This is a genomic window from Micromonospora sp. WMMD1120, from assembly GCF_029626235.1.
GTDB lineage: Bacteria > Actinomycetota > Actinomycetes > Mycobacteriales > Micromonosporaceae > Micromonospora.
In genome coordinates, this window is the sequence record NZ_JARUBO010000005.1 from 6,251,035 (window position 1) to 6,263,599 (window position 12,565).

Below are 12,565 nucleotides of genomic sequence, written 5' to 3' on the forward strand. Positions count from 1 at the left end.
ACCGCTACCGGGCCGCAACACCACCGTCACACACCCCACCCGCCACTCCCCCGGCGCAAACGTGACCACGAACCGGATCGTCCCGAGCCACACGGAGGACAGATGTCGCTGCCGAACCCCCGGTCCGTCGTGGCGGCCGTGCTCGTGGTCCTCGCCGTGGCCGCCGGGCTGCCGACGGCCGGGCCGGCGCAGGCCGCGCCGGCGGTCAGCTACACCAACCCGCTGGTGAACCAGCGGGCCGACCCGCACATCGTGCGGCACACCGACGGCTACTACTACCTGACCGCGACAGTGCCGCAGTACGACCGGATCGTGCTACGCCGGGCGACCACCCTGCAGGGGCTGGCGACGGCGCAAGAGACGACCATCTGGACCCGGCACACCAGCGGGGAGATGGGTGCCCACATCTGGGCACCGGAGATCCACTTCATAAACAACAGGTGGTACGTCTACTTCGCCGCCGGCCGCACCGACGACGTGTGGCGGATCCGGATGTACGTGCTGGAGAACGCCAACGCCAACCCGCTGACCGGGTCGTGGACCGAACGCGGTCGGATCACCACTCCCTGGGACACCTTCAGCCTGGACGCCTCGACCTTCGTCGCCAACGGCGTGCGCTACCTGACCTGGGCGCAGCAGGAGCCGGGCATCTCCACCAACTCCAACGTCTACCTCGCCCGGATGGGCGCCAACCCCTGGCAGATCACCGGCACGGTGACCCGCCTGGTCGTGCCGACGTACGACTGGGAGACCCGCGGTTACCGGGTGGCCGAGGGACCGACGGTGATCCAACGCAACGGCCGCATCTTCCTGACCTACTCGGCGAGCGCCACCGACGCCAACTACTGCCTCGGCATGCTGAGCGCCTCGACCACCGCGAACCTGCTCGACGCCGCCTCGTGGAGCAAGAGCCCGAACCCGGTGTTCGCGAGCAACGCCAACACCGGCCAGTACGGCCCCGGGCACAACTCGTTCACCGTCTCCGAGGACGGGCAGAGCGACATCCTCGTCTACCACGACCGCAACTACCGCGACATCAGCGGTGACCCGCTCAACGACCCGAACCGGCGGACCCGGCTGCAGAAGGTGTACTGGAACGCCGACGGCAGCCCCAACTTCGGCATTCCGGTGCCCGACGGGGCCACCCCGGTCCGGCTGCGGTCACACGACCAGACCAGCAGCTACATCCGGCACTACGACTACCGGGCCCGGTTGGAGCCAAACGTGACCAACCTGGCCGACTCGCAGTTCCGGATCGTCGGCGGACTGGCCGGCGGCGGAACGGTGTCGCTGGAGTCGACGAACTTCCCGGGCTACTACCTGCGGCACCGCGGCTACGCCCTGTACGTCGAGCGTACCGACGGCTCGTCGCTCTTCAACGCCGACGCGAGCTTCCACCGCCGCTCCGGCCTGGCCGCCAGCGCCGGGCTCTCGCTGGAGGCGCAGAACTTCCCGGGCCGCTACGTGCGCCACCGCGACGGACTGCTCTACCTGGACGCGCTGACGTCGAGCGCCGAGCACCCCTCCGCCACCTTCCACCTGGAATAGAGGACCGATGCCCTCCACCACCATCACCAGACCGGTCAGCGACGGCGCCTCCCGCCCGCGTCGGCGTACCCCGGTGGTCCTGGCACTGATCACCATGCTGGTCGGCGCGGTCGCGGTCGGCGCGCCACCGGCGACGGCGGCGACGATCGACACCAGCGCCTACTACGTGCTGGTCAACCGGAACAGCGGCAAGGTGCTCGACGTGCGGGACACCTCCACCGCCGACGGCGCGGTGATCCAGCAGTGGTCCCGCAACGACGGCCAGTGGCAGCAGTTCCAGTTCGTCTCCTCCGGCGGCGGTTACTACCGGCTCAAGGCCCGGCACAGCGGCAAGGTCGTCGACCTCTGGGAGTGGAACACCGCCGACGGCGCGGAGTTCCGGCAGTGGCCCGACACCAACGGCGTCAACCAGCAGTTCCAGGTCCTCGACTCGGACGGCGGCCACGTCCGGCTGATCAACCGGCACTCGGCCAAGGCGCTCGAGGTGTGGGAGCGGTCCACCGCCGACGGCGGACGCGTCAGCCAGTACACCGACCTCAACGGCACCAACCAGCAGTGGCAACTGGTCGCGGTCGGTGGCGGCAGCACGCCACCTCCCAGCACCGGCTGTGGCAGCGGGGCCACGAACGCCGAGGCCGTCCTGAACGGCGGCACCTGGACCTCCCGCAACGGGTCGTCGACCGTCTACTCCGGATCGGACATGTTGTCGGCGATGCAGGCGGCGGTCAACTCGCTGTCGCCGGGGCGAACGTCGAAGCAACGCGTCGTCGTGCGCGGCTCCGGCTCGGTCAACGCCGGGTCCCGGTTGTCGCTGCCGTCGTACACCACCCTCGCGGTGTGCGGCACGATCAACGTGACCGGGTCGGGCTCGGGCGACCAGGCGCCGGTGTACTCGCGCGGCACCACCGACGTCGAGGTGCAGAACCTGACGCTCACCGGCTCGCCGCTGTACGGCATCTTCATGCGCAACGTGAACAACCTGACACTCGGACAGATCGACATGCGCCTGTCGGCGGGTCTGGGCATCCGCATCGACAACCACGGCGGGGACCGGGCGGTGAAGGTCCGCAACATCCGGATCGACACCGTCTACGTGTCCGGAACCGGCACCCACGGGGTGGAGACGTACGGTGTGGACGGTCTGACCATCGGCACCGTCACGGCGCGCAACACCCGGGACTCCGGCCTGCTGCTCAACGACACCATCAACGCCACTGTCGGCACCGTCGACGCGCAGAACGCCGGGACCGGCACCGGGTACGCCGCGTTCCGGATGGCCAACCGCAACGGCCGGGTCGGCAGCTCGTACCCGACGAACATCCGGGTCGGGAACGTGATCGCGTCCGGGGGTGGCCGGGGCATCTTCTGCGTGTCCGAGTCCGGTGGCGCGGTCATCGACCGGGTGACGATCTCGAACACCGGGAACAACTCGATCCTCGTGGAGAACTGCTACAACGTCGTCATCGCCGGGGTGTCCGGCACCGTCACCGGCGGCGGCGAGGTGCGGATCGCGGCCCGGACCGAGTTTCCGATCTCCTCCGGCATCCGGTTCCAGAACCTCACCGTCAGCGGCACCAACATCACCCAGAGCCCGTGCGGTGGGGCGAACAACACGATCAGCAACGTCACGCGGATCAACTCGACACTGACCTGGTGTTGAGCGGCGCGTCGGACCCGTCGGGTTCGGCGCACACCGCGCACGGGCGGCGGTGGCGCAGCCGGTAGGCCACCGCCGCCGTGGCCAGCGCGGCTCCCCAGACCGGCCACAGCACCGCCGGGCCCATCGCGGCCCAGTTGCCCATGCTCGGATCGAGGTACAGGGCCCGCGCGAACATCAGCCCGGCCGAGGTGACGAGCAGGGCCACGGTCAGCGCGGGCACCATTACCAGCGCCACCGGCACCCGACGCCCGGCCAGCACCGGGACCCAGCGCGGAAAGACCTCTCCCCACGGCCGGATCAGGCCGACGGTCAGCACCGAACCGACCAGGCCCATGCTCCCCATCGCCGCGCCGACCCACCAGATGCCCGGCATCTCGCGGTCCATCTGGCGCAGGTCGGCGGCGCTGAAGCCGAAGGGGACCCCGAGCGCCCACGCCCACCGGCTGGCCGCGTACAGCACCGGTACGCCGGCCGCGATCCACACGGCCACGGTGCCCCAGCGGACGGGGTCACGATCACGGCCGTCGCGTCCGCACGCGGCGCAGGCACCGGTCCGCGCCCTGCGGTGCGCGAGCGCGCCGGCCGCGAAGAGCGCCCCGCCGATCATGCAGATGAGCTGGTTGACCACCGGCCACGGCAGTTGCGACGCGAACGTCACGCCCTCCGGCCAGCCGAACGGCCTGCCGACCAGGAAGACCGGAAGGTGGCCGACGGCGACCAGGGGCCGGTAGTCGGGCAGGAGGACGCCCAGCGCGAGCGCGACCGCCCAGGCCATCGCCTCGAACAGCGCGCCGGGCAGTCCGGGCCAGGTTCGTACCGCGAGGAGGCCGGCCACCACCGCCGCGGACAGGGCCCCGACCGCGATCCACGGCGCCGCGCTCGCCTGGTGCACACCGCCGAGGATCGACATCCCCTTCTCGATCCCCGGGTCCGGGTCGGCGACGCCGAACGGGAAGCCGGGGCCGCCCACGGACCAGAAGAGGGCGAGCAGCCCGTACGCCAGCGCCCACAGGGCCGCTGCCACCGACCAGATCCTGATTCGTGAGGTCATACGACGACGATCGTCGCGGCCGGTGGGTCGGCACCATCTCCCGATCGGGAGGTCGCCCGGCCCCGGCGGCCCGCGCACTCTGCCATCCGGCGGACTGCCCCGCCGCCTGAGCGGCGCCTACGCTGGACCGGTGGGCAACCCGAGCATCCGCGTCGTCATCGTGGACGACCAGGAGAACGTCCGCATCGGCTTCCGGCTCGTCCTCGACAGCCAACCCGACATGACCGTGGTGGGCGAGGCCGCGAACGGCGCCGCCGGGCTGGAACTCGCCCGCCACCTGCGGCCCGACGTGGTGCTCGCGGACATCCGGATGCCCGGGATCGACGGCCTGGAACTGACCCGCCGGCTGGCCGGCACCGGACCGCGCGTGGTCGTCGTGACGACGTTCGACCTGGACGACTACGTGGCCACGGCGCTGCGCGACGGCGCCTGCGGGTTCCTCCTCAAACGGTCCGGACCGGCGCTGCTGGTCGAGGCCGTCCGGGCCGCGATGGCCGGTGACACCCTCATCAGCCCCCAGCTGACCGTCCGGTTGCTGCGCCGACTGCCCACCGCGCCGCCGACACCCCCCGCCCGCGAGGCCCTCAGCAGCCGCGAACGGGAGGTCGCCCGGTGGGTGGCCCGGGGCAACACCAACGCCGAGATCGCCGCGGAGCTGGCGATCTCGGCCGGCACGGTGAAGACACACGTCGCCAACATCCAGGCGAAGCTCGGTGCCCGCAACCGCGTGGGCATCGCGGCCTGGGCCTGGTCGACCGGCCTCGCCGGATGAGGCGGCAGCGCCCGCCCGTCAGTCGGTGATCACCGGCCAGGCGTAGGCGAGCAGCGCGCAGGCGGCGCCCAGCAGCGCGAGCGAGATGCCACGGGTACGCAGCGGCAGGGCGGCGAGGACCAGCAGGATGACGGCGACGATGTAGAGAAATGCCTGGACCGACACGGAGTTCTCCTCGATCGTGGTGCGCGGTGTCCGCGCCCGGGGGTGACGACGGGGGCGGAACGACCCCGCCGGGGCCCTGGGATACCCCGAACGACAGGTGTCCACTCCCGTACGAATCTTTGATCGTGGAACTTCCACGGACGCCCATCGACGGCGGCAACCGGTATCGTCAGCAACACCTCGCCCGGCGCGTCGACGGCCGCGCGCGAGCCGGAATCCGTTCTGTCCCAACGGTTTCACCGTCGCGACCGCAGCGGCGGCCTCGGTGTCGCAGCGCTGGCGGACGAGCGCCGGGCACCGCTGCTGGCACCGTGACACCACAGAGATCGGAGAACACATGCGACGGCTCCTCGCCGCCCTGCTGACGACCGCGACGGCAGTCATCCTGGTCCCCGGCACGGCGTCCGCGTCCCCCCGGGCCACCACGACGCAGCCCTGCGGCGCGATGCAGCTCACCGGCAACCTCCCGGCGCCGCGGCCCGGCACGGCGGTCCGGCAGTCGATCTCGATCGGTGCGGACTGTCAGGTCGTCACCGGCCCGGCCCAGGTCGTCGCCACGCCGAACAGCAGGGCACGACTCGCCGCGGCCTACCACACCTACTCCGAGATGTACGACTGCTGCGGCATCGTCATGTCGGCGCTCTACACCGACAGCACCAGCAGCACCGCTGGTGGCGCGGTGACCTCCTCGTCGACCTCGTTCTCCACCCACGTCAACCGCGAACCCTGGAACGCCGGTTGGTCGGTGCGGACGGCCACGAGCACCGGTGGCTGCGTCACCGCCTGCCCGTCGGCCACCTACGACCACCACGCCGAGTTCTCCTACCAGGGGATCTTCGACGCCACCGGCGAGTGGTACTACAACATCCACGACTCCCGCGTCGTGCTCAACGGGGACGAAACGGCCACCTGCCAGCAGACCGTCAACCTGCGACACACCTTCATCGGTTGGAACTGGGTGCACGGCTGCGGCTGAGCGTCGACAGTCAGGAGGCCGCCCCCGGAGGCGGCGTACCGCTGACGTCGACGTCATCGCGGCGGCGAGCCCCGGCCCCCGGCACCACCCCGGCGGCCGGGGCATCGGTGCGGGGCGGATCGCCGAGAGGCGCCTCCTGCGCCAAGATCTGGTCCAGCAGGGTCTGCGCGGCTGCGCGGCCCGCCTCCTGACCGTTGCGCTCGCACACGGCGATCGCCTCGCGGCAGGTCCGTTCGGCCTCCTCGACCGCGCCCTCGGCCAGCTGGATCGCGGCGAGGCACCGGAGCACCATGCCCTGGTGCAGCCCGAACCGACGCCGCCGCACAAGGGCGTCGGCCTCCGCGACGTGGCCCCGGGCCGAGGCCAGCTCGCCCAGATCCCGTTCGGCGGCGGCCAGTTGGAGCAACGCCTCGATCTCACCGTTGAGGTAGTCGATCTCGACGGCGAGCGTCCGGGCCTGGAGGCAACAGCGCCGTGCGCCCTGCGGGTCCTGCTGCGCGCGCAGGCACGCGGCGAGGGCGTTGAGCGCCTCCGCCTCCGTACGACGGTGGTTGATCGTGCGGGCCACCTGGAGCGCCTCCTCGGCGAACCGTCGGGCCAGCTCGAAGTTGCCGAGGTCGAAGTGGGTGCCGGAGACGACCACCGCCGTCCGGCCCTCGCCCAGGCGGGAGCCGAGCGTCCGGAACTGGGCGAGCGCGCCCAGCAACTGCTCCAGCGCCTTCGCCGCGCGGCCCTGCTCGCGGTAGGTGCAGCCGAGATCCAGACGGACGTTGACGATGGAGTATTCCCGACTGAGCCTCGTCCCGGCCTCGGCCGCCTCGGCGAGCAACTGCGCGCTGCGGGACAGGTCACCCTGGTAGCGGTGGGCGATCCCGAGGCCGTGCCCGGCGACGACCTCGTAGAAGGGAGAGACCGGGGAGTGGTTCAGCTCGCGGATCTGCTCGAAGCTGCGCACCGCGACGTCGAGGTGGCCGATCCACAGCGCGGCCATGCCCAGCGCGTTCACGCACACCACCTGGTACTGCCGGTCACCGAGGCGCTCGTACAGCTCGGCGGCGCGACTGAGATGGTCGACGCCGAGTTGCTGCCGGCCGGCGGTGATGTACGCGTGCCCCAGGCTGAGCCGCATGATGGCCTCGCCCTGTTCGTTGCCCGCACGCAGGGCCGCTTTCAGGCCGAGTCGGGTGACGGCGATCCACTCGGTGTACCGCTCGGTCAGCGCCAGTGGCGAGGTCAACGCGTCGCCGAGATGCCAGGCGGACTCCAGCGGCCCGTACGACGCCGCGTACGCCACCGCGGCGTGGAGGTTGTCCCGTTCGTCGTCGATCCAGGAGATCGCCTCGTCGCGGTCGCCGAACTCCGGCGGCGGCACCGAGGACGAGTTGGACGGCAGTCGGGGCGGCGGCCGGTGCGGCTCGATGACGCGCGAGGCGACGCTCGTGGTGTGCGCGTAGAAGTCGAGGTCCCGACGGATCACAGTGGCCTGCTCGGGCTCGCTCTCCTCGGCGCGGACGAGCTGGACGGCGTAGACCCGGAGCAGGTCGTGCATCCGGTAGCGGCCGCCGTCACCGTCGACCAGGTTGGCGGCGGCGAGACTGCCGAGCATGGCGCCCGCCTCGGTCAGCGTCGCGTCCAGCAGCGCGGCGGCGGTGTACACCGTGACGGTGGGGCCGGGATGGAGGGCGAGCAGGCGGAACCAGCGTCGTTGCTCCGCCGACAACGCCCGGTAGGAGTGCTCGAACGTCGCGCGTACCGCGCTGTGCCGGTCACCCTCGAGGGAGAAGGCCGACAGCCGGTCGTCGCCGTCGAGTTGGGCCACGAAGGAGGCGATGGACTCGTGTGGGCGGGCTGCCACCATCGCCCCGGCGATCCGCAGGGCGAGCGGCAGGAAACCGCAGCGGTCGGCCAGTCGCCGCACCGCCGCCGGCTCCGCGACCGCCCGCTCCGCCCCGATCATGCTGGTCAGCAGCTCCTCGGCGGCGCGTTCGCGAAGAGGATCGAGGTTGAAACGCCGGGCGCCCTGCATGGCGATCAGACCCTGCATGTGCGCGCGGCTGGTGACGAGAACCGCGCATCCGCTGGTGGCCGGTAGCAGGGGCCGGATCTGCTCGGGATTGCGCGCGTTGTCCAGCACGATGAGGACCCGCTTGTCGGCGAGCAACGAGCGGTACAGCATGATCTGCTCGTCGAGGTCGATCGGGATGGTGTCCGGGGCCGCCCCGAGGCCCCGCAGCAGGCGCGGCAGCAGCTCGCCCGGGTTCATCGCCGGACCAACCCCGAAGCCGTGCAGGTCGGCGAAGAGCTGCCCGTCCGGGAAGTGTTCGCGCACCGCGTGGCCGACGTGCACCGCCAGGGCGGACTTGCCGACCGCCGGCATTCCGGACAGCACCACGATCGGTGGCGCGGCGACGTCGTGATCCGGCACGAGGATGCCGGCCACCGTGGTCACCAGGTGCCGACGACCGACGAAGTCGCTGACGTCGGGCGGCAACTGGGACGGCGCCACCGAGGTGCGGGCGGTCACCGCCGGTGGGGCCGCCACCGGCTCCGCGAGGAGCGGGTCCCGGTTCAGGACCCGCTGGTACAACCGCTGGAGCTCCTCGCCGGGATCGATGCCGGTCTCCGCGGCGAGAACGCCGCGCGCCTCGTGGTAGGCCGCCAGCGCGTCGGCGTTGCGACCGTCCCGGTACAGCGCCAGGATCAGCTGCGACCAGAACCCCTCGTGCAACGGATGCTCGCCGGTGAGCCGGCGCAACCTGCTGATCACCTCGGCGTGCGCGCCGCGCTGCAGATCGGCGTCGATCCGACGTTCGACGGCGGCCAGCCGCTCCTCCGCGAGACCGCCGAGCTCGTAGCGTTGCAGGTAGTCGGAGGGGACGTCGAGCAGCGGCGCTCCCCGCCAGAGCGTCAGCGCCTCGCGCAGCACTTCGGACTTCGTCACCGGATCGTCGGCGTGCTCGGGGCGTTCCGCCTCGGCGACCAGCGCCCGGAACCGGTGCAGGTCCACGTGTTCTCGGTCGACCGCCAGCCGGTAGCCGTTGGCCGTCGTCGCGATGGCTTCCTCCCCGAGAAGCCGCCGCAATCGGCGGACGTAATTGTGCACTGCGGCCTTCGGATCCACCGGAAGATCCTCGTCCCACAGCGCCGCGTACAACTCGCCCAGCGACACGGCGCTGCCCGCCCGCAGAGCTAGGAGGGCAATGAGCGCACGCTGCTTCGAAGCCCGGACGACAATCGGTTCGCCCCCGTCGCGGATCTCGAGCGGCCCCAAGACCCCGAATCGCAGATCCATATTCCCCCGCCGTTGATGTCGTCTAACGCTGTGGATGGACGACGACACGATCTTAGCCACTACCGATGAGCGTCGGGTACCCGCGTTGATCATGGTTGATGACGGGTCGAACCGCCACCGGGGCACTGAACCCCGGATCGAATGCTCGAAACCCCCCTGGACAATCGATCAGCGGACAGTTCCCCTCATATGTGTGACGTTCCGCCGCGTATTTCTCGCCGACAGCTCGCGCACCCGCGCGATGCCGCCGGCGGAACTGCGGCGAATCATCGCGGACGAGGCGCCGCAGCTCAGGCAACTCGACGAGCGCCCGGTGGCCGTCGGGACGAAGACGCAGGTGCATCGGGCGGTCTGGCCGGACGGTCGTGCGGTGGCGGTCAAGGTACAGCTCCCTGATGCCGACACCGTGCTGCGCGACGAGCTCGAACGCGCGCGGCTCGGCTTCCGCGCCCTGCGCCTCGCCCTCCCCGGTCACCCGGTGGCGCCACTGTGGGAGGAGTTCCGCGAGCACGCGGCGACCGAACTGGACCGCGCCGCGGAGGCCACGCACCAACGGGCCTTCGCCCTGGCGTACCGCGACGACCCGGACATCCTCGTCCCGGACGTCCGTCTCGCCGGGCCGCGACTCTTGGTGACGGACTGGGTGGCGGGCGAGCCGGTCACCGAGGTCATCGCCGCCGGCGTCCGGCAGCGGTGTGACCAGGTGGCGGGCCTGGTGACGGCCTTCCAGCTGAGCGCCCCCGCCCGAGCCGGCCTCGTGCACGCGAACCCGGCCAGCGACACCTTCCGGGTCACCCCGGACGGCAGGCTGGCGGTGCTCGACTTCGGCGCCGTCGCCGCGTACCCCGACGGGCTTCCCCGGGAGTTCGGCCGCCTGCTGCGGGCGATCCTGGACCGCGACGCGGATGGCCTGGACGCGGCCCTGCGCGAGCTGGACGCGGTGGGCCCGCGGGGCAGTCGCGCGCCGCGCCGGCTGCTCGCCCTCGCCGAGACCGTGGTGCTGCCGGTTCTCGCGCCCGACTTCCGGCTCGACCGGCACTGGCTGCGCCGGCAGGCCGGAACCCTGACGCTCAGCGCGGGCGTGGCCGTCGCCCTCGGGGTACGCCTACCGCCGGGACACCTGCCGTTGCTCCGCACCGTCGTCGGGACGGTGCACCTGTTCTGTCGACTCAACGCGCAGGTGGACTACGCCACGGCGCTGGCCACCTGGCTGCCCGGTTTCGCGCGAGGGTGACCTGGTCCGGGGGTCGCGGCGAGGGGGCGGGCGCACGGCGATAGCGGCGCGATAGCGATCGGATCACCACCGTGGCAGAAGCTCGACACGCGAGGCGGTCAGCACAACCAGGTGGACAGCCCGCACTCACACAACCGGGGGATGATCCAATGCACGAGCGTGAGCTGAGAGCATTCGTCGCCATCGTCGAGGCCGGCCGAATGGACTACGCCGCCACCTCACTCGGCTACTCACAACCGGCAATCAGCTATCAAATCAAGTGCCTTGAGCAACAATTGGGCGCTCGGCTCTTTTTCCGCCACCCGGACGGTGCCCAACTGACTCCCGAGGGCGCCATGGTGCTGCCGTCCGCGCGGGCGGTCCTGGCGTTGCTGGACGGGATCAAGGAGGTGACCGGCCGGCAGACCCGGACCGCCACCGTGGAAGAGCTCCGGGTCGCCGGATGACGTACACACCCGTCCTGCCCGCTGCCGGCCGTGCCGGCAGCGGGTCGGCGAGGCGCACGGACATCCGCGCCTGCGTCGACTCCTTCGACGCTCCCCTGGCCTCGATGGTCCACACGACGATGGCCGAGGTCGAGGCGGAACTGCGCCGGCGGGTCGTCGCGCCCGGCGACGCCTGGTTGAGCGAGGCGGCCGGACACCTGATCCGGGCCGGCGGCAAGCGTCTGCGGCCCCTGCTGGTCATCCTCTCCGCGCAGACCAGCCGACCCAATCCGGCGCACGTGCTCCGGGCCGCGATCGCCGTCGAACTGATGCACGTGGCCACGCTGCACCACGACGACGTGATGGACAACGCGACGCTGCGGCACGGCGTGCCGAGCGCGAACGCACGGTGGGGAAACCGCCTGGCCGTCCTGGTCGGCGACCACCTCATGGCGGTCGCCTGCATGACAGCGCTCGAGGTCGACACGAAGCTGGTCCGCCGGCAGGGATGGACGCTGACCAGGTTGGTGCGCGGCCAGGCCGCCGAGGGGTCGGCGCTGCGCACCGACCAGGACGCGGTCGAGCACTATCTGCAGGTGGCGTCGGACAAGTCGGCGTCCCTCTTCGCGCTGTGCGGGTGGGCCGGAGCGGCCTGCGGCGGCGCGGACGAGGCGGTGGCGGAGGCGCTCGCCGAGTACGGCGAGGCCCTCGGCATCGCCTTCCAGATCTCGGACGACCTGCTGGACATCGTGGCCGACTCGGCGGCCTCCGGGAAGACGCGGGGCATCGACCTGCAGAAGGGGGTACGCACGCTGCCGATCCTGCACGCGCTCGACGTGGGGGATCACCGCGCCGAACGGCTCGGCGAGATCCTGGCCCACGGCGCGGTCGACGACCCCGCGCTGCGCCACGAGGCGCTTGAGCTGTTGCGGACATCGCCCGGGCTGGAGCGGTGCTACGACGATCTGCGGCGGCATGCCGCCGTGGCGGAGAACAGCCTGGCTCGCGTCCCGGACGGTCCCGCCAGAGATGCCCTGCTGACGGTGGCCGATTTCGTGGTCAAACGGACCTACTGAGTGGAGCACCCGACGACCGTCCGACGAAGTGACCTAGATCACACGATGCCGAATGATCGCTTTCGCGACTCATGTCCAGCCTGTCACGCCGGATAAGAATTCTGAATAACGGCAGCCCGGCGCGCGTTCGCCGGCGGGCATTGGCGTGACGCGTGGCTGCTCAGGCCGCCCGGTTACCCGGGCGGCCTGGAATGCGTGGCAGGTTGTTGCGGACCCCTCGCCAACCAATTAACCTTCGTGAGGATCGATCGATCGATCCTCATGGCTGGGTCAACCAGCCCAACGAAACCGGGGGGATTCCGAGGATGCTTCGTCCGCCACCAACAGCGATTCGGCATGCGCCACCATCGATCCGGTCGCCACGTG

General features: G+C 71.1%; 10 protein-coding genes. 7 read left to right on the plus strand and 3 right to left on the minus strand.

Annotated features, from left to right (window positions below):
- The first annotated feature begins 102 nt into the window (after positions 1–102).
- Together O7634_RS28760 and O7634_RS28765 are read left to right on the plus strand one after the other, a co-directional pair.
- Positions 103–1,548: a family 43 glycosylhydrolase gene (locus O7634_RS28760; protein WP_278153265.1), complete on the plus strand. Its 1,446-nt coding sequence runs from the start codon at positions 103–105 to the stop codon at positions 1,546–1,548.
- A gap of 94 nt (positions 1,549–1,642) precedes the next feature.
- Positions 1,643–3,208 carry an RICIN domain-containing protein gene (locus O7634_RS28765; protein WP_278154104.1) on the plus strand — a complete coding sequence of 522 codons (1,566 nt, stop codon included), beginning with the start codon at positions 1,643–1,645 and terminating at the stop codon, positions 3,206–3,208.
- Here O7634_RS28765 and O7634_RS28770 read toward each other — a convergent pair.
- Positions 3,183–4,259, minus strand: a complete 1,077-nt coding sequence (locus tag O7634_RS28770; protein WP_278153266.1) for a hypothetical protein — start codon at positions 4,257–4,259, stop codon at positions 3,183–3,185. The two genes, O7634_RS28765 and O7634_RS28770, sit on opposite strands and share 26 nt — an antisense overlap.
- Positions 4,260–4,389: 130 nt before the next feature.
- On the opposite strand from O7634_RS28770, the gene O7634_RS28775 reads away from it, so the two are divergent.
- Positions 4,390–5,031 (plus strand): response regulator transcription factor, encoded by a 642-nt coding sequence (locus tag O7634_RS28775; RefSeq protein ID WP_278153267.1) that lies wholly within the window; start codon positions 4,390–4,392, stop codon positions 5,029–5,031.
- A gap of 18 nt (positions 5,032–5,049) precedes the next feature.
- On the opposite strand, the gene O7634_RS28780 is transcribed toward O7634_RS28775, so the two are convergent.
- A complete protein-coding gene (locus tag O7634_RS28780) occupies positions 5,050–5,196 on the minus strand; it encodes a hypothetical protein (RefSeq protein WP_278153268.1) in 147 nt (48 codons plus the stop codon).
- A gap of 337 nt (positions 5,197–5,533) precedes the next feature.
- Here O7634_RS28780 and O7634_RS28785 point away from each other — a divergent pair, with 337 nt between their 5' ends.
- On the plus strand, positions 5,534–6,172 hold the full coding sequence (locus O7634_RS28785; protein WP_278153269.1) for a hypothetical protein: 639 nt from the start codon (positions 5,534–5,536) through the stop codon (positions 6,170–6,172).
- 10 nt (positions 6,173–6,182) lie between these two features.
- Here O7634_RS28785 and O7634_RS28790 read toward each other — a convergent pair whose 3' ends face one another.
- Entirely contained in the window at positions 6,183–9,557 is a 3,375-nt protein-coding gene (locus O7634_RS28790; protein WP_347404295.1) for a BTAD domain-containing putative transcriptional regulator, read from the minus strand.
- 100 nt (positions 9,558–9,657) lie between these two features.
- Here O7634_RS28790 and O7634_RS28795 point away from each other — a divergent pair, with 100 nt between their 5' ends.
- The 3 genes from O7634_RS28795 to O7634_RS28805 all read left to right on the plus strand — a co-directional run bounded on the left by O7634_RS28795 (position 9,658) and on the right by O7634_RS28805 (position 12,199).
- A complete protein-coding gene (locus O7634_RS28795) occupies positions 9,658–10,698 on the plus strand; it encodes an AarF/UbiB family protein (RefSeq protein WP_278153271.1) in 1,041 nt (346 codons plus the stop codon).
- A 149-nt stretch (positions 10,699–10,847) separates the two neighbouring features.
- Positions 10,848–11,144, plus strand: a complete 297-nt coding sequence (locus O7634_RS28800; protein ID WP_278153272.1) for a LysR family transcriptional regulator — start codon at positions 10,848–10,850, stop codon at positions 11,142–11,144.
- Positions 11,141–12,199 carry a polyprenyl synthetase family protein gene (locus tag O7634_RS28805; RefSeq protein WP_278153273.1) on the plus strand — a complete coding sequence of 353 codons (1,059 nt, stop codon included), beginning with the start codon at positions 11,141–11,143 and terminating at the stop codon, positions 12,197–12,199. Before O7634_RS28800 ends, O7634_RS28805 begins: the two co-directional genes overlap by 4 nt.
- The last annotated feature ends 366 nt before the right edge of the window (positions 12,200–12,565 follow it).